This window comes from Occallatibacter sp. FHG110214_02 (assembly GCF_059115385.1).
In genome coordinates this window covers 323,902-342,469 of the sequence record NZ_JBZYWK010000002.1, presented here as the reverse complement: position 1 = coordinate 342,469, position 18,568 = coordinate 323,902, and the positions used below count along the sequence as shown (strand labels likewise).

Here is an 18,568-nt window from a genome sequence, read left to right as displayed (position 1 = left end):
GTGCGCTGCTCCCTCCTTGAATCTCTGTTCCAGCTTGAGAGTCATCTACCACATGGTCGAGCCTTCTAGCGCGAACGCGCGTCGTAGCACCAGCAGCCTGGGGCATATTCACCCTCGCTCATCCGTATTGTTCAACGGGAAGGTGAAAAAGGAGATTCCAGCCCCCTGTCAGGTCTTTCACCGCTTTGGACGACATGATCTGCGTGTAGTGCGCCATGGGCACGATTGTTTTGGCGTAGCGATAAATCGTCGGAAGGCCATTTAGGTTCTGAACGCTGAAACGGCAGGGGCTTTTTCCGCTGGAAGCTGGCAATGTCTGCTATTCATACTCACTCTCCGAGGCAAGTGCATGAGGGCCAAAAAGCATTGCTACTCCGAATGTAGAGGCAATCGTTCACAGCAGATCGCGGCGTAAGATGGATCATTAGATCCCGTTCTTGAAAGGCTTCAATGGTTATGGAACGGGCTGAATATAGAAGGAAAATTATCCCAGGTTGTGGTGCCAATAGAGGTGGCCGCACCTTCGTGAACTATCATTCTCGCACTACTCACACCTAAACCCAATATTGGGTAAACGACTTCGGTCCGATGGTAAGCGTTTCAATGAGTGCATAGCAGCCCATGTGCTCACGAGGCATTTGAATGCTTGTTAACCGAAGGTTTGGAACTTATAGTTTCCATCTGTTTTGAGTTAAGGAAGAATGTGACATGCCGCGACATCTGTTTCCCTGGAAACTCCTGCCATAGTTTGTGTTCGTAGCAATATTTCAAAATGCTGGGTGGGACTTGGGGATGTGATCCCGCAGGTCCGCAATGCGCTCGAAAGCCTCGGTAGATCTGTTACAAAATCTCCCGCAGCTGTTGTTCCTTCACCGTTGGTACCAGCAAGAAGAAGAATCTGGCCATTCTGATCAGGGTTTTGAATAAAAGCGATGACTGCGAAAGAGTAGCCAGTGCCGCCTCCGTTCGCGCTCGGAACATAAGTTTCCTGCTCTGGGGGGCGGGAATGAAAGTTGCGAATGAATTCGGAACCTAGCTGGTGATCGTAGACAAATCGAAAATCCAACTTATCTGCAAAAAGGGAAAACCATGGGTTGGACCGCGGGCTGCCTAAAAAAATAAAGTTATCGTTGCTCTTCAAAAAAGATAGCTGGAAGTTGCGGGCCGCCTGCACCTCCAGTTTTTTAGAAAAGGTTTGAGCAATTTGAGCAATCTTTGCGGTTGTTGGAGGATCCGGGGCTGCTGCGGAGCTTTCTTCTGTCAGGAGAATTTTGGTGATATCAACCTGTTCCGGTGTGAGCTTACCGGGATCTGCGATATATCGACGATTCGCGTAGTCAGAGAGAGACATATCTGTACGGGTAATTCCCTGGACTGCGTCGATGATGGGATCGCTTGTGACCACGTGTGTCACGGCAGAAGATTGGAACAGGGCGGGCCACGGAAGCGCCGAAAATGCCGACGAAGATACAGTATGGCTCAGCGAATGGATCCACCACCCCAATATGGTTGCCGCGATTAGAATTCCTGCCTTCTGCCAGAGAGGCCAGCTTTTCCTTGGAGCAGTAATTGCAGATGTAGGTTCAGGAGCAATGACCACTGACGGAAGCTCCACAGGCTGTAAGAGGATGGCTTCAGGCTCTGATTTTGGGGTAGCAGCATCGGCAATATCTGCCATCACAATGGCTGGCGTTGGATGAGGATCGGATGAGTGTTCTGTTATTGCCTCGGTATGAGATTTTCTGCCTATTCGGGGAACGTAGGAACCCGAAGGTAAATCAATGCGAAACTCTGAATCCGTTCCGAACCAGCCATAGTGCTGAAGGAGGCGCCTGCGCACATCCGAGGCGGTTACTCGTACAATTGCGTCTTCCCCTGTATCGTAAGAAGGCTGCCGATTGAAGAGTTGAACACCGATCAACCGCTCTTTCAGCTGGTCGAAGTTGCCGGCAATCCACGCTTCTACAACAAATTCGAGAAACTGCCCGCTACGGTGGCTTCCTCGAAAGGCCGGTCCCTGGATAATCTCCTTCAGGATCCTTCGTAATGTCGCAATATCCTGTTCCGATATATCCGATTGATGGGTTGTGGTAGTCTCCGTTTCCCTCTCGACCGTCTGATCGCTGGATTGTGCCCGCATCAACTATGGACCGCCTTCCGTTGCGCAACGGGTCCTACCCACCAAATGGGCTGACGAAGCCAGCTTATCGGCGGCCCATTTGCGCTTCCCATAAAGCCCCGGTTACCCATTTAACAACCCCCATAAAATGAATGTCAAGGCACCCTACCGAAGAACCTTGCTTGTCTTTGACTCAAGATATCTCAGGACTAATCCTGAAGATCGATAACGTTTTGCATCGAAAGCACTTTCTTCTATAGGGAGGTTTATTCCGGTTCTAGGCAAATTCCCTTGTAAAGTCAGATGCCTATACATCTGTCCGTATCTACCGTTAGGTCTCTGACTATCATTACAACTTGCTTATTATGAACAAGATATGCGAGCGTTAGAAAATTACGTAACCTTGAATTCACTAGCCGCTGAGGAGCAATGATTAAGTGTGCCTGAGGAGTTGCCTTCATGCAGAGCTTTTACATAAAGACCAGAAGCCTGCTGGAGTAGACACGGGTATCTGTCGGAAGCACAAAAGATAGCCTTAACCGCCGAACAGATACATAACTGCTAACCACTTTTCGGAGGAGCTTCAGTGAGCATCGCATCATTCCACCAACGATTAAGTCAGCCCCCATACAAATGGGAACAATCGCTTCCTGATGACTGGAAGCCCATGCTGCGGCTTTTCATTTTGCTGGCCGCTGTGGCCTGTATGGCTTCCCTGCCGGTCTTCGCCCAGGGAGCAAGCGCGAGTATTAGCGGCATCATTTCCGACTCTACGGGTGCGATCGTACCGGGAGCCACAGTGACGGCCACGAACACCGACACTATGCTGAAGCAAACTGCCATCAGCACGTCTTCCGGCGTATACTCGCTCGCACCGCTGCCGCCGGGAAATTACAGCATTACGACGGCTTTGCAGGGATTTGCACCCTATACGGTACTGCGGACGTTAAACGTCGGCGAAGCAGCCTCCTTGAACATTACGTTAAAAGTGGGAGCGGCTGAGCAGAGTGTGACGGTGAATGAGGGGCAGATTCTGATCAACACCACCAACTCGGAGATCAGTAACGTGATCGGCCAAAAGGAGATCACGCAACTGCCGTTGAACGGACGCGATCCGGCAAGCCTGATCTTTCTGTCCCCCGGCGTGCAGAATGTGCTGAACCAGAGCGGCGTGGGCACACTGCCGACCAGTAACACCTTCCTGACTGAAGTAGGCGGCTCGGGTAATGGCCTGCAGCAGGGAAGTACATTTGCCATGCTCGATGGCATACCGAACATGGATACCTACGATGGGCTGATGCAGCCGTTTCCGAACCCGGATGCGACGCATGCCTTTCAGGCGGTGACCGACAATTACAGCGCGCAATTCGGGTATTCTCCGGCGGCTGTCATTAATATTCAAACCAACAGCGGCACTAACGAGATTCACGGCAACGTATTTGAGTTTCTCCGCAATAACGATCTGAACGCCTCGAACTGGTTCAGCGGCGCGGTGGACCAACTCAAGCAGAACCAATTCGGCGGGTCCATTGGCGCTCCGATTATCAAAGATAAGCTTTTTGTCTTCGCCAACTATCAGGGAACGAGAGCTAGCGAGTCGTCGGCAACCCAGACTTCTTACACCCCTACGGCTGCCATGTTGCAGGGAGACTTCAGCGCCTTGCCGATAACGCTCAATGCCCCCTTCACCACCATCAATGGCAAAAAGAATCAGATTGATCCGGCCTTGTTCAGTCCCGCAGCAGTGAAGATGGCTCAGGAAACTCTGCCTCTCGGGCAGGTTGCCTCGAGCGGTCTCGTAACTTTTGCAGGGCCGGAAGTGGAAGAGTCGCAGAACGAAGGCTTGCTGCGTCTGGACTACACCATGTCCGACAAAATGCGCTTTTTCCTCCGCAGCTTCATCGCTGAATACGACTATCCGGGAGGACAGGTACCGGGGAACATTCTGGCGGGCGTGACCGGCCAAAGAGGCATGTTCTTTAACGAAGAGGTCAGCAACACATGGCTGCCGACACCGAGCATGGTCAATACGGTGAATGCCGCGTGGACCTATCTGAATGTGTGGGATGGAAGCCAGGTTCTGACTAAATCGGGTACGCCGTTTTGCCTTTCACAGATCATCAATGTTAGTGATCCGCAGGGATGCTATCTGCAAGCGGCCAATGCGGGTTTCAGTGTTCATGGTGGAACGCCGAACGAAAACCCCAGAACTACATGGTGGATCTCCGATGATGCCATCAAGACCTTCGGAGCCCACACTCTCAAGTTTGGCGGCAACTTTGCGCACCAGTATTCGAACAACCTGACCACCTGGCCGGCTCCGCCGACCGTCGGATTCAGTGGCCAGTTCACGGGCTATGCGAACGCCGACTTCCTGCTGGGCTACGCGAATAGTTTTTCTCAGGGCGCTGCTCAGTACACACAGATGGTTGGCGTTCAGTTTGCACTTTATGCCGAGGACCAATTTCGCGCGACCAGCAAGTTGACCCTGACCGCGGGCCTGCGTTGGGACCCTGATTGGGCGCCAACTGCGGTTAACGGAGGAGTGGGATTTGTGCCCGGACAGCAGAGCCTGCGATACCCCACGGCGCCAACGGGGGTGATCTATCCCGGAGACAAGGGATTGAACTCCACGTTGCGCGAATCAAGCAATAAATATTTTGAGCCGCGCTTCTCGGCGGCATACGCAGCTACGCCGAAACTGGTGCTTCGCGCAGGATTTGGCCTGTTCAATGCGCCCATGTTCTGGGCCTTTTACAACCACACGACAGGCATAGCTCCGACCGACCCTTCGTACAACTTATCGGCTACGGCGGACAGTTCTATTTCCTTTGAAAATCCGTGGGCCTCATTTTCGGCTACGGGTGGCAAGAACCCCTTCACGCCGGCTACACTCCTGCCGCAACCGAACCTGCCTCCGAGTCAGGCGATTTTCCTGTTGCCTATGTCCATCGGTGCAGTCTTCTCGCCTCACTTCAGGTTGCCCGTAACGCAGACGTGGAATGCCTCGATTGAAGATCAACTCACGAAATCCCTGGCGCTGCACGTGGCGTATGTCGGCAACCAGACGTATCACCAGTCCACAATTGTAGATCTCAACCCCGGCATCTTCCCATACGGCGCCCCATGTACTTTACTCGACCCCCGCCAATGTAACAGTCCGCGGACCACGTATCCGAACTTCTCGAACATTACAGAAACAAACAATGAGGGAACAGCTTCCTACCACGCGTTACAGTTAGGTGCGACCCTGCGTGACTACCGCGGTTTCGTAGTGGATTCTCACTTCACTTGGTCCAAGGCCTTGTCCTTGAGCGATTCCGGCAACACGGCCTGGCACGGTGGACTCGGTGATCCGTTCCCCGGCCAGAAAGACAAGGACTGGAACTACGGCGTGTCGGGAACCAACATTCCGTTGGCCTGGGTCTCGTCCATCGTATACACGACTCCGAAGCTGAGCACACAAAACGCCCTGCTGCGGACCATCGGCGGTTCTTGGGAAGTCAGTGGAATCGGGACACTGCAATCTGGCTACCCATTTTCGATTTGGGGCGGTAACGGAGGCGACAGCTCGGGGTCTTTGCAGTATGGTGACCGCGCCGACAGCGTATCCGGACAGCCGTTTGGCGTACGCCAGGGTTCAAAATCGCAGTGGCTTACGCACTACTTCAACACCGCCGCTTTTACTCCCAATCAGCCTGGCACCTTCGGCAATACAGGCAAAAACATACTCAAAGGGCCCGGCATGGACACGTGGGACATCAGCCTGATGAAGAACTTTTCCTATCGTGAAAGGTATAATCTGCAGTTCCGCTGGGAAATGTACAACGCGTTCAACCATCCCAACTTCGGCCTGCCTGACAACACGGTGACCGATCCAAACTTCGGGCAGATCACTTCTATAGGCGCGGTTGCCCCTCGTGTGATGCAGGGAGCATTGAAGCTGTCGTTTTAACATGTGGCTGAGTTTATCGGCCTTGGCATGGAGACATCCGTTTGCTGTCGATGAATGGCAAACGGATGTTTTCTATAGGGGAGAAAGAATTTGCAGTCGAGAAGAGCATTCCTTGGTCAACTGGTATCTGTTCCATTGGTTTCCTGCTGTACCAGCCCGATGCGGTTATTCGCGCTTCCGGGAATGGATGGGCGAACCGCACTGCTTGAGGAAACCGGGCCGCAGTTCAAGTATCCTCACGTAATCCGCTATGACGCTGACTGTTTCACGATTCACGATCGGGATGTTTTTATCTACAGCGCCGCATTCCATTATTGCCGGACGCCTAAGGAGCTTTGGCGCGACCGGATGCAGAAACTAAAACTGGCGGGCTTCAATACGATCGAGACTTATGTGTTCTGGAATTACCACGAGCCTGTCGAAGGCCAGGTGGACATGACGGAACTCGAAGAATTCATTCGTCTCGTCAAGGAACTGGATTTATGGCTGATTCTTCGCATCGGCCCCTATGTCTGTGCTGAGTGGGATGCGGGAGGTTTTCCGCACTGGCTTATTGCCAAACAGTTTCCGCTGCGCAGCGATCATCCGGAGAGCATCAAGAGTTCGCAGTATTGGTATGACCGCGTACTTCCAATTGTGAAGAAAAGCATGATTACGGCAGACGGTCCGGTAATCATGGTCCAGATTGAAAATGAGTACGATTACTGGAAGCTGCCGGACCAGCAAAAGACAAATTACATAACAGCCCTGGCACATATGGTGTGGAATGCGGGAGTTGATATCCCCATCATCACGAACTGGGTACGCCAGGCGCGCGAGAATACGAATCCGGTGATGGCCCGGATTATGGATACCGCTGATTTCTATCCGCACTGGAATATACAGAAAGAGACAACGCAGGCGCTTGCGAAGCTGCGCAAAGAAGAGCCAACTTCGCCGATTGGTGTTGTGGAATTGCAGGGCGGCTGGTTCAGCCAGTATGGCGGCAAGCTCTCAGAGGAGCAGGAAGGAGTTAGCGCCGCTCAGCTGAATCTGCTGACCAAGAGCATGATCGAGCGTGGCACAGCATTCACGAACTTCTATATGGGCCACGGTGGCACGAACTTTGAATGGGCGGCACGCAAGGTGACAACCACCTATGATTACGCCGCTCCCGTCAGAGAGCCGGGAGGTTTGTGGGACAAGTACTATGCAGCGCGCAGCATCGGGAATTTTCTCGATCAGTTTGGGCCGCTGGTGGTTCGGGCCAAAGAGGCAGAGAGTGCGACATCGACGAGTCCGGATGTCTCTGCCAGCTTGCGGAGAAATGGTAAGAGCGGAATCTTGTTCATACGAGAGAACGCGAATGAGGATCAGCAATTCCAAATCACATTTCCGGACCCCGCCGCGGAAGGCAAGAAAGGCATTACGATTCCGCGCGAAGGAAAACTCTCCATCCGTGCGCGAGGCATGAAGATGCTGCCGGTGCAGGTTGCGATCCATGGCGGGCAACTTCGCTACTCGACGGCTGAGATTCTGACCAGCGGAAGCCAGGGAGGCCGGAATTATCTGATTGTTTACGGCGAGCCGGGCGAACCAGCGGAGATTGCTCTGGCTGCGGAAGAAAAGCCTCATCTGCAAGGTGTGGTGAGCTATCAATATTTCGATGCGGAGACGAAGACTGCGATTGTGGGATTTTCGATTGGTACATCTTCGCAAATGTTTTTGTGGAACGACAAACTGCAAATTGTAGTGCTGCCGCGTGAGCTGGCGGAACGTACATGGTCGGCGGAATTGGCATTATCTGCGGGCGGAGAGACGGTTCATGCTCCGGTGATCACGGATTGCGCTTTGATGACGGCAAGCAAGGCTACGCAGGACAGCTTGGCGATAACGCTTGACTATGCGGCTGGCGAGCATGAGCTATGCGCGCTGGTACCGATTGAGCCGGCGCAATGCCTGGTGGATGGAAAGCCTGCGTACTTCCAATACAATTCACGCTTGCAACATGCACGTGTGAATATCAGCACTCCGCAACTTCCATTTCAGCCGATTTTGCTGGCAGAGGGCGAATTTCTTGTAGAGAGCTTCGATCTCGCGCATGGCGATTGGTTGAAAACTGCTCCCGTACCTCTCGAAAAGTTAGGCAAGCTTCCTTACGGCTATGTGAAATACCGGGCCACATTTGAGTATCACAAGGAAGCGAAGCTGTTTCTTGAGACACACACAGAGGACAGCAAACAGGTTTTCCTGAATGGTCAACATATTCCCGAACTTTCGAAGGCGAAGAAGTCTGTGTCATGTGATCTGGATGGGTGGGCAAAGCCGGGACAGAACGTTCTGGAAATTTCCTACGAGGCATTTGGCAGCGAAAACGGAAATGATGAGATGTCTGAACTAAAGGGCATTACCGCCATTCGCATCGGAGAAGATAGTAAATCGAGCGTGCTTGATGCCGTTGCGATTCAGAGATTTCCTGTAATGGTAACTTCGCAAGAGACAAATCGAACTGCGTCTCAAGGAACGTGGAATAAAGGGCATGCAGGCGACGCTTCAGGCGCGGAGGATCTTGTGCCCGCATTCACATGGTTTCGTGCCGAGTTTCCCTTGGCCGGCAGTCCGGAGCGCTTCACCCCCTGGAAGATCAGAATTGACGCGGACCGCGATGCACTGCTCTATGTAAACGGAAAATTCATTGGCTACTATCAGACCATCGGGCCACAGTCAGAGTTTTATCTCCCTGAGCCATATCTCCACTTTGAAGCAGGACAACGTAATGTTGTTATGGTGATGCTGGCTTACACAGATGGCCTCCAACATCTCAAGCAGTTGGTGGTATCACCTTACAGTGAATTTGCAACGCTCAGCACACAAGTTGAGTTCCATTGGAAGTCGCGCACCATTGCTTCCTGAAAGCTCATGCAACACACGATTGCGTGTGCATCAGTAGTCTCCGATGCACACGCAATCGCACAGCATGCACAGGCTCGAAACTGTATCAGTAAATCTGAATGCAGGCTCGGTTCTCTAAGACATTGCCGTCATTGCGTGCCTTCATGGTGTAGCCGTAAATTGCCGCGAGCGGCGCTGAGAGCAAAAATTCTTCTCGCATTGTTAATCAAAATGGGGGTTGTTCTGCTTAGAAGATATCTTCATCATTCGCTACTCGCCATGGGCATGTTGACTGTATCTGCCAATGCGCAGGTGGAGTATGTCGATCCGACGATCGGCAATGTAGCTATACTCCTTGCCCCGACACGGCCCACGGTCTATTTGCCGCACAGCATGGTGAGGATGTATCCGCTTCGTGAGGATGCCCTCGACGTCCGCATCCAGGCATTTCCCCTTTCGATCAGCTCTCATCGAGACAAGGAACTGTTTAGCATTATGCCCGGTGACGGAGCGCCCGCTGAGTATGATCAGGAAGTCACAACACCCTATTTTTACTCCACGCGATTCAGCAAATCGGGTGTTACAACGGAATTTACTGCAACGGAGCGCTGTGGCTATTTCCGCTTTACTTTCCCTCATGCCAAGGCTTCGCTGGCACTTGCGAATCGTATCGTCGGAGATCTGAATCTCCACGATGGCAATATCGTAGAGGGTGAAGAGCAGTTCAGCAATATGAAAGCATACGTCTATGGCGTATTCAGCAAGCCTGTCGCTTTCACTGCCAATCGCACAGCAAACAAGCAACACCTGCTAATCACTGCGGATGGCGGCGTACTTGAGTTTCGCTATGGGATATCTTTCATCAGCACGGATCAGGCGAAGAGCAATCTTCTGCATGAGATTCCGTCGCTCGGCTTTGAAGCAGTTAAGTCCGCCGCAAAGGACCATTGGGACAGCACGCTAGGCCGCATCACAGTCGAGGGCGGAACAGAAGCGCAACGCCGCGTCTTTTACACGGCGCTCTATCGTAGCTCCGAGCGAATGATCAACATAACAGAAGATGGGCGCTACTATAGTGGTTTCGATCATCGCGTTCATACAGATCCACGTCCCTTTTACGTAGACAACTGGCTCTGGGATACTTTCCGCGCGCTGGAGCCTCTGCAAACACTGCTCAATCCTGACATGGAAGCAGACAAACTGCAGTCCTACGTGCGTATGTATCAGCAGGGCGGCACCATGCCTACATTCGCGCTTGTCTCCGGACCATACGCCTGTATGAACGGCAATCACTCCGCTCCGTGGTTTGCGGACGCATGGTTCAAGGGCGTAAGAAACTTTGACCTGGCAACTGCTTATGAAGGCATCCGCAAGCGATCTCTCGACAGCACATTGTTGCCGTGGAGATTAGGTCCCAAGACTCCGCTGGACGATTTCTATGCGGAGCATGGTTACATGCCCGCGCTTCGCCCGAATCAAAAGGAAACCATTCCGCAGGTGCACCCGTTTGAGAAGCGCCAACCGGTGCCGGTTACTCTTGGCAATAGCTTCGATGACTGGTCTATTGCGCAGATTGCTCATGTGTTGAATGAGCCGGATGATGAGAAGCTGTTTCTGGGACGTGCCGCCAACTACAAAAACCTCTTTCGAAAAGAGAAAGAGCTAATGTGGCCAAAGGATGACGTCGGCAACTGGATCGAGCCAATGGATCCGAAGTTTGATGGCGGCATGGGCGGGCGTGACTACTACGACGAAAATAATGCCTATACATATACGTGGGATGTAGGCCACGACTATGCTGGGCTGATTGACATGATGGGTGGAGTCGAAAAAGCAGAAGCCAATCTTGATCAACTGTTTCGTGAACCCCTGGGCAGATCAAAGTATGAGTTCCAGGGAAAATTTCCAGATTCTACCTCGATGGTCGGTCAATTCTCGATGGGTAATGAGCCCAGTTTTGCTATTCCTTATATCTATGATCGCCTGGGGGCTCCGTGGAAGGCGCAGGCGCGTGTTCGGATGTTGCTCGATGCATTTTTTACGGACACACTTCAAGGTATTCCGGGCGATGAAGATGGCGGCGGCATGAGCGCCTTCGTCGTTTTCTCAATGATGGGCTTTTATCCAGTTACACCAACGATACCGACATACGACATCGTCAGCCCCGTCTTCGACAAGGTCACTATCCACCTTCACAACGGCAAGGATTTTGTAATCATCGCGCATAATTCTTCACGGCAGAATAAATACGTTCAGAAGATTGTGCTGAACGGAAAGCCTCTTAACCAAGTATGGTTTCGTCATGCGGACATAGCACAGGGCGGCACACTGGAACTGACAATGGGAGACACACCGAATACAGCACTTGGGTCAACCCCGCAGTCTTTTCCGCCGGATTCGATGAGCCTTCACCCCGAAGATTATCGCTAGAGTGAGATGCTGGTCAGGATTGCACGAGATGGTTGTACTGTGCTCTGAACCTCAGCAAGAAGTTACGAACTCGTGCGTCATTTTGAGAAATATGAAAGTGCAATTTTCTATGAGAGCCATCCTCTACATCGCTTTTGTCCTCACAACCGTTTCATTGCACTCTGCATCATTGCGCGGTAATGGGAAAAGCGTAACTCCAGCAGCACCCTTATCAACACCTTGGACTGCGGAAGCCAAGTCCGCAGCAGTACCCCTGCCGGAATATCCTCGGCCCCAGATGACGCGCGCGGATTGGCTCAACTTGAATGGAGAGTGGGAATACGTGGGAGGAGCCTCGCATGCGGATCCGAGTAACGCGCCGCTTAAGCCGCCCGCCTTTCCAGTCAGGCCAGAACACATCAAAGTACCTTTTCCTCCTGAAGCGTATCTTTCGGGCATCCTGCGAAACCAGGAAACCAACATGTGGTATCGGCGGAGTTTTATCATCCCGGATTCGTGGGAAGGGAAGAGGGTGTTGTTGCACTTCGGGGCAGTTGCATGCCAGTCCGCAATCTATGTCAACGGACATCTTGCCAAAACGCACAATGGCAGTTGGGAGGCTTTTGAAACTGATATCACGGACCTGCTTCACCGCGGGAGGAACGAACTGGTTGTTGGTGCAAGAGATTCTCACAATGGCCGGTTTTCCTGTGGCAAGAGCTGTCTGACGCACGGGGATTACACATTTGTATCAGGGATTTGGCAGACAGTCTGGCTGGAACCAGTTTCACGTACTTACATTCAAAGCCTGGTAATCACTCCCGATTTGAGTCGCTCGATTGTCAAAGTGCAAGCTGAAGTACATGGAGACGCAGGTCAGATTCGCATCTATGTAACCGCTGATGGGAAAGCTGTTAGCGAGGTTTCCGGCAATAGCGTAACTCAGTTTGAGATACCTATATCTCATCCGCGCCTTTGGTCGCCGTCCGATCCCTTTCTCTATGACTTAAAGGTCGAACTTACGGATCAAAAAAGCACAGGGACGGATGAGGTAAAGAGTTATTTTGGAATGCGCTCCATTAGCCTTGGAATGGTGGATGGTAAGTTACATCCTTTGCTCAATGGCAAGTTTGTTTTTCAATTGGGATTACTGGATCAAGGTTACTGGCCCGATGGTATCTACACAGCTCCAACGGATGAGGCGCTTAAGTCTGATTTAGAAACCGTCAAAAAATTTGGCTTTAATCTTGTGCGCAAGCATGCCAAGGTGGAGTCGCAGCGTTGGTACTATTGGGCAGACAAACTTGGATTGCTCGTCTGGCAAGACATGCCATCCATGTGGTATCCAGACAACCAGCCCGAGCGGACTCGGAAGCAATTCGAGCACGAGTGGCAGACGATCATCCAGCAGCATCATAATTCGCCCGCGATTGTCTCCTGGGTGCCGTTTAACGAAAACTGGGGCGCATATGATGTTTCACGCATTGCGGCATGGACCAAGACACTCGACCCAAGCCGGTTAGTGGATGGCAACTCAGGCTATAACAACGCTCCTAACTACCGTCCAGCGCCAGGTGATCCCGGCAATGGCGACTTTGGTGATATGCACATCTACGTTGGGCCCGGCGATCCTCCGCAGCCCAGCACCACGCGCGCAGCCGCTCTCGGGGAATACGGCGGTGTTGGTTTGTTCGTGCCGGGGCACATGTGGCCGGGAAAGCACAGCGCGTATGAGATGCAGCTCACGGTTAATGATTTAACGAAGCGCTTTGAGCAGATCCAGTCGTATCTACTGCCATTGATAGAGCAGAAAGGCCTTGGCGCTGCCGTCTACACTCAGCTCACTGATGTAGAAAAAGAAGTGAACGGCGCGATGACCTACGACCGCAAGTTCGAAAAAATGGATTTTAAGCGCGTGCATGCTGCCAATGAAGAAGTATTCAAAGTGGCAAACAAATTGAGCTCACCCCAATAGACGTTTTTCGTGCAGCTAGGAGCATATGCAATCGACTGCTATTCAGCAGCAATTTTTCGGCCGATCTCATCAAATGTAGTGGCATTTTCCCGAAGGCGAGCGGCATTTTGAATGGGGAATGCCGCTCGCAGCCGCGCATATTCTCGTGAAAACGGGCAAGCGCTCTCATAGCTAACAGAGGTAGCGTCCTGGTTTTCGATCACCTGCAGGTGGCGAGCCTATTGAAGACAAATTGCCTTCCGCTACTGAAGCGGACTCATGGTCGTAGCAGCCTTGAAGTGACGATGGGACGTAGACAGACTCATGCTCGGAGCCATCGGTGCTGGAAGATTCCTGCTTGAGCTCGTCTCATTGTGGGTAGTTGCTTTCCCTGCAGCTCATCGCCGATATCATCGGCGGATGATTACATAAGTCAAAAGGTTAATTGGGACCACACTCGATAGTGATGGCCCAATCAACCTTGCTTATTCGCTAATTCAACTCGCCCTTATTTGGAAGAGAGAACCTGCAGCACATAGGAAAATTCAGTCGGGTCAGACCACACAATGTATGGGTCCAGCGGTTTGGGACCACAGCTTGCAGAGCCTACACCGAGCGTTTTCGCACTCAGGATTAAGACTGTCTTGTTGCTCGCTGGCAGATCGACGGAATACTCAAGCGGGTCCATTTCCTCATCCGTATACGGCAGTGCAGAAACCTGCAGCAGCTTGCCGTCGCTCTTTGCAAGAAGGCTCGGCATGTCCTTCCCGGTTAGCTTGGCCCAGCGCACATCCTGATGATTTCCCGCCTCCATGGGCTTGGCGTACGGCGTGAGCTGCTGTTTCACAGAGCTGGAGTACAAGCCCACATCCGAGCCACGCATCCGGTCGTTATAGTTTTCCATCGGTCCGCGCCCCAGGTAAGTGAACTGGTCAAGTCGCCGGTCCAACTCCATGCGAACTCCAATGCGGGCCAGCGGAATGCGTTCCCCCTGCGGAGTGAACGTGTTCTTCACAGTGATGCTGCCGTCTCCATGAATCGTGTATGTCGCCTCATGTAAAGCAGACCATCCCGACAATCCACGCAGTGTGACTGCAGAATGCACACGCACCTCCGAAGCGCTGGCCTGTTCGCCGGCCAGCTTCACGGACTCAGCCTTGAGCTCCCTTACGCCATACTTTTCCCATGACGTAGCAGCCCACTCATCGTCATTGCGATGCGGAGCGCGCCACAGATAGAGGCTTGGCCCACCATGCGGCGTCAGCAGCTCCGTTCCATTCCGCGTAATACGGGAAATGTTGCCGTTGGCCTTGTCAAAGGCGATAGAGAATCCCTTGCCCTGTACGATGATTCCACCGTTATCTTGCTGAAGAGTTACTGGCGAAACTTCTTTGCTCGTGGTTGCCACAGCCGGCACATGCAACGGCAACTCAAACTGGTTCGTTGCAACTTCATAGCCGGTATTGGCCCAAATCTCGTTATGTACCAGCTTCATGGAAACCTGGAGGAAATACTCCTTGCCGGGCTTCGGCGTTATCTGGCTCACGGGAATATTGACCACGGTGCTCTTTCCCGGCTCAACATCCAACCGCCCAAGGTCGCCATCAGCAATGACAACTCCGTCTTCGCTGATGGTCCAGAAAGCATCGAACTTTTTGAGGTTTGTAAACGCGTAGCGATTCCGAACTTGAATCGTTCCTTGTTGCAAGTCCTCAGCATCAAAGCTGACCCACTGGTATACGCGCTTCAACTCTGGAAAATGCGGCTTAGGCGAACGATCAGAAAACACCACACCCTTGTGGATGAAGTAATGGTCATTCGGAAACTCTCCGAAGCCCCCTCCGTACGCCAGGTACACGCGCTTGGCATCACGCCGGTTCCAGATGCCTTGGTCTTCCCACTCCCATATCGCTCCGCCCATTAGCTTCGGATATTTATCGAATAGATCGTTATACTCGCCCACTGAACCCATGGAATTGTTCATGGCATGCGCGTATTCGCAGAGATAGAAGGGCTTCTTACGATTGGGGTCTTTCGCGGCCTTCTCCACATCAGGCACGCTCGTATACATGTGGCTCTCAATATCCGTCGGCTGCTTCTCTCCACCCTCAAACGGCTCGTAATGCGTCAGGCGTGTGGAGTCCATGCTTCTTACCTGCTTCAGAGCCGAAATAAAATTGCTGCCGCCACCACATTCGTTGCCCAGAGACCAGATGATTACCGAGGCATGATTCTTCAGGTTCTCCACGTTGGCAATATTGCGGTCAACAATCGCTTTCTCGAATCGCGGTTCGCGGTCCAGCACGCCGTAATATCCGTGACACTCCACGTTCGCTTCGGCCACAAGATAAATTCCATACTCATCGGCCAGCTCATACCAGCGTGGATCGTTCGTGTAGTGAGAGGTGCGCACATGGTTGGCGTTCACCTGCTTAATCAACTCCAGGTCGCGCCGCATTCGCTCTTCGGAAACATAATGTCCCGTGTCAGGCCAGTTTTCATGCCGGTTCACGCCCTTCAGCTTCACGGGGGCACCGTTAATCATGAACACGCCATCCTTGATCTCAATCTTGCGAAAGCCCGTATGCGTAGAGATATATTCTGCACTGCCTTCTGCCTCGCCCAACTTCAAAATAGTGGTGTAGAGAGCCGGAGTCTCTGCCGTCCACTTCGCAGGGTGTGCGACACGGAGCGTTACAGACACGGTCGTCTCTTCTCCGGGACCAAGCGCGGGCACATCGACGGATCCTGTCACTCCCGGAACGGTGTGCTTTGCGGAATCGACCAGTTCAACAGCCAGCTTGTTCGCTGGTGCGGCCTGCGCTGAGAAGTTCTTTACCTTCGCCGATACGTGGAGCAGCGCATCGTTGTAGTTCGCGTCCAACTCCGGCACAACAGAAAAGTCGCGAATGTGTTCATTGGGAGCGCTCCACAGCGTCACGTTGCGGAAGATGCCGCTCAGCCGCCACATATCCTGATCTTCCAGGTAGCTTCCCGCTGAGTACTTGTATACTTCAACCGCGAGAGTGTTCTTGCCCTTGGCGTGGATGTAATCGGTTACATCAAACTCCGCAGGATTGCGGCTATTGACGCTGTAGCCCACTTTCTGTCCGTTTATCCATACAAAGAAGGCGGAGTCTACACCAGAGAAGGTAAGAAAGATGCGCCTGCCTTCCCAGCCCTCCGGAACCTCAAAGTCACGTCGGTAGCTGCCCACGGGATCGCGCTCAACGTAAGCCGTATAGTTTTTCGGCGGCTCCGCCATCACACGCGGCCAGTCTTTCTTAAAGGTGTAGCCGTTGTTGCGATAGAACGGCGTTCCGTAGCCTTGAATCTCCCAGTTCGACGGAACAGGAATCTCTTTCCACTTGCTCACGTCATAGTCAAGCTTGTAGAAATCCGCGGGACGTTTCTCCGGGCGCGGCACCCAGTTGAATTTCCACATGCCGTTCAGGCTGTGCGCCCACGGTGACTTCGCGCGGTCCACCGCCAATGCCTCTACGCGTGTTGCATAGGGCATCAGCGTGGCGTGATAGGGCTCTTTATGAATGCCTAGCAACTGCTCGTTCTCAATCTCGGGAGGGACGGTGGCGTCGGCCCATGCTGGTGCTGCCGCCAACAGCACTGGAATCCAAATCAAAAAACAGAGGAAGCTCCATCCAATTCGTTTCAATGCCTATCTCTCCCAAGGAACCCTGCTTTGCAGGCAAAACCGATTCTACGCTTTGTTGCCGTCTGTTTACTGTCCCAGTTTTGCGTGTGCCGTTGCACCCGGTTTTACAGTGACAAGCGTACAGCTCTCGGGCTGGCCAGCTTCACCGCTTTTTGCCTGAGCTTTGACTACGGAGCCATCTACGATTATCGAGCCGTGAGCTCCGGCAAAACACGGCTGCCAGGTTAAATTGCTGCTGCCTTCATTGGTAAAAGCAGTTTGTTTTTCTCTCTCGTGCCGCACGGTAATGAAGCCGTCTTGTACCGGAAGATGACGCAACTCCACCCATACTGTCTCGGACGTCAGTTGCGGCAGCGTCTCCACCTCGACACGATACGGCTCATGAGGAGCCGCTAGATCCGCGCTCGCGGCGGGATGGACATTGACCCCCATCAACCCAGTCACGATCGCGCCGATTACGGAATAGGAAACTTCCGGATATTCCTGCCGCTTACGCCCGGCTCGGCTGAGATTCATAATCATGCCGTAGGCATCCTGCGACTGGCCGTAGCGATATAACACCTCCGCGTAATACGACGCTGGCTCAACTGCATCCTCTGGCGTTGCCTTCACTGCATCGCGCAGAATATGCAGTGTAGCTGCTGTTTTCTCTCCGAGATCTACCGCGTTGCGATAGAGCAGGTCGGCGCCGGCTCGTCCGTGCATCTGATGCTGCTGATCCATGAAGGAATAAAAAGAATGATCCTGTTCATTCCACCAGCGCGTATTGATGAGCTGCTTCACATCTCCCGCATGACGCTCGAAGAGCGTAGCCGTATCCTTGTCGCCGCGCATCGCTGTAATTTCCGCATAGGATTTGTATGCGGCGTACTGTGTTGCGAGCAAGTCCACGCCTACCATGATGTCGCGACGGCTTTCGTTGTAGCTCGGATCGCCTCGGAAAAACGGCGGAGGGCTCACGATGACATTGCGCTGCATCACGCGGTCAATGCCAAGGTCCCAGTGGGAGACATAATCCATAACTGTGCGGTCATAAAAATTCTGAAAGACCGGATCATGAATATAGGAGGAGTCTCCCGTCCAGAGAAACATGCGGTAAGAGGCGTCCAGAACATCGAAATTAGCAGGCAGGTTGTACCAGAAGGTCTTGTCATTGATGTAATCAACCGGAGCTGGCTGATTCTGTGAATTGATTTCCCAGTAGCTGCACCAATCGCGGGAAGCAGAGATGTTCTCCGCAAAGCGGCGCAGCATGTTGTGGTTGTAGCGGGCCAGTCCCAGAGCCTGCGCGCCCATCACCTGGTGCGAAACATCTCGCATGCAGAAAGCCCTGCGTCCCGGTAAAGCTGCCTCATACCACGGGCCCACCGGATCGCCGTCAAACACATAAGCCAACGCTTGCTGCTTGGCCCATGCAAAGGCATGCACAAGCTGCGTATCGGAAGAGGTCAATTCCAGCCGCGACTGGGCCGGATGATGTTCTTTCTGCGCCGAAAGAATGCTGCTTTTGCCTGCCAGCGATACAAACAAGATGCTCCCTGCCAAAATTGACCAACGGAAAGCGCGTGACTTACCGCTCTCCCGTCC

The 18,568-nt window shown here is 52.8% G+C and carries 8 protein-coding genes; 5 read left to right on the top strand and 3 right to left on the bottom strand.

Annotation, left to right across the window (positions count from 1 at the left end; genetic code table 11):
* Positions 1-691: 691 nt before the first annotated feature.
* Positions 692-2,140 carry a hypothetical protein gene (locus tag AC5S3R_RS03360; protein WP_494265242.1) on the bottom strand — a complete coding sequence of 483 codons (1,449 nt, stop codon included), beginning with the start codon at positions 2,138-2,140 and terminating at the stop codon, positions 692-694.
* Between the two features lie 646 nt (positions 2,141-2,786).
* On the opposite strand from AC5S3R_RS03360, the gene AC5S3R_RS03355 reads away from it, so the two are divergent.
* The 5 genes from AC5S3R_RS03355 (at position 2,787) to AC5S3R_RS03335 (ending at position 13,329) form a co-directional block, all read left to right on the top strand.
* Positions 2,787-6,074 carry a TonB-dependent receptor gene (locus tag AC5S3R_RS03355; protein WP_494265241.1) on the top strand — a complete coding sequence of 1,096 codons (3,288 nt, stop codon included), beginning with the start codon at positions 2,787-2,789 and terminating at the stop codon, positions 6,072-6,074.
* A 41-nt stretch (positions 6,075-6,115) separates the two neighbouring features.
* Positions 6,116-6,283 carry a hypothetical protein gene (locus tag AC5S3R_RS03350; RefSeq protein WP_494265408.1) on the top strand — a complete coding sequence of 56 codons (168 nt, stop codon included), beginning with the start codon at positions 6,116-6,118 and terminating at the stop codon, positions 6,281-6,283.
* Positions 6,234-8,966, top strand: coding sequence for a beta-galactosidase (locus AC5S3R_RS03345; protein ID WP_494265240.1), 2,733 nt, complete (start codon positions 6,234-6,236; stop codon positions 8,964-8,966). The genes AC5S3R_RS03350 and AC5S3R_RS03345 overlap by 50 nt, the downstream gene beginning before the upstream one ends.
* A gap of 159 nt (positions 8,967-9,125) precedes the next feature.
* Complete coding sequence (locus AC5S3R_RS03340; protein ID WP_494265239.1) at positions 9,126-11,375, top strand: GH92 family glycosyl hydrolase; 2,250 nt, start codon at positions 9,126-9,128, stop codon at positions 11,373-11,375.
* Positions 11,376-11,466: 91 nt separating this feature from the next.
* Positions 11,467-13,329, top strand: coding sequence for a glycoside hydrolase family 2 protein (locus tag AC5S3R_RS03335; protein ID WP_494265238.1), 1,863 nt, complete (start codon positions 11,467-11,469; stop codon positions 13,327-13,329).
* Positions 13,330-13,816: 487 nt separating this feature from the next.
* Here the strand turns inward: AC5S3R_RS03335 and AC5S3R_RS03330 are convergent, their stop codons facing one another.
* Together AC5S3R_RS03330 and AC5S3R_RS03325 are read right to left on the bottom strand one after the other, a co-directional pair.
* Positions 13,817-16,948 carry a glycoside hydrolase family 2 TIM barrel-domain containing protein gene (locus AC5S3R_RS03330; RefSeq protein WP_494265237.1) on the bottom strand — a complete coding sequence of 1,044 codons (3,132 nt, stop codon included), beginning with the start codon at positions 16,946-16,948 and terminating at the stop codon, positions 13,817-13,819.
* Between the two features lie 99 nt (positions 16,949-17,047).
* Positions 17,048-18,511 (bottom strand): hypothetical protein, encoded by a 1,464-nt coding sequence (locus tag AC5S3R_RS03325; protein ID WP_494265236.1) that lies wholly within the window; start codon positions 18,509-18,511, stop codon positions 17,048-17,050.
* Positions 18,512-18,568: the final 57 nt, after the last annotated feature.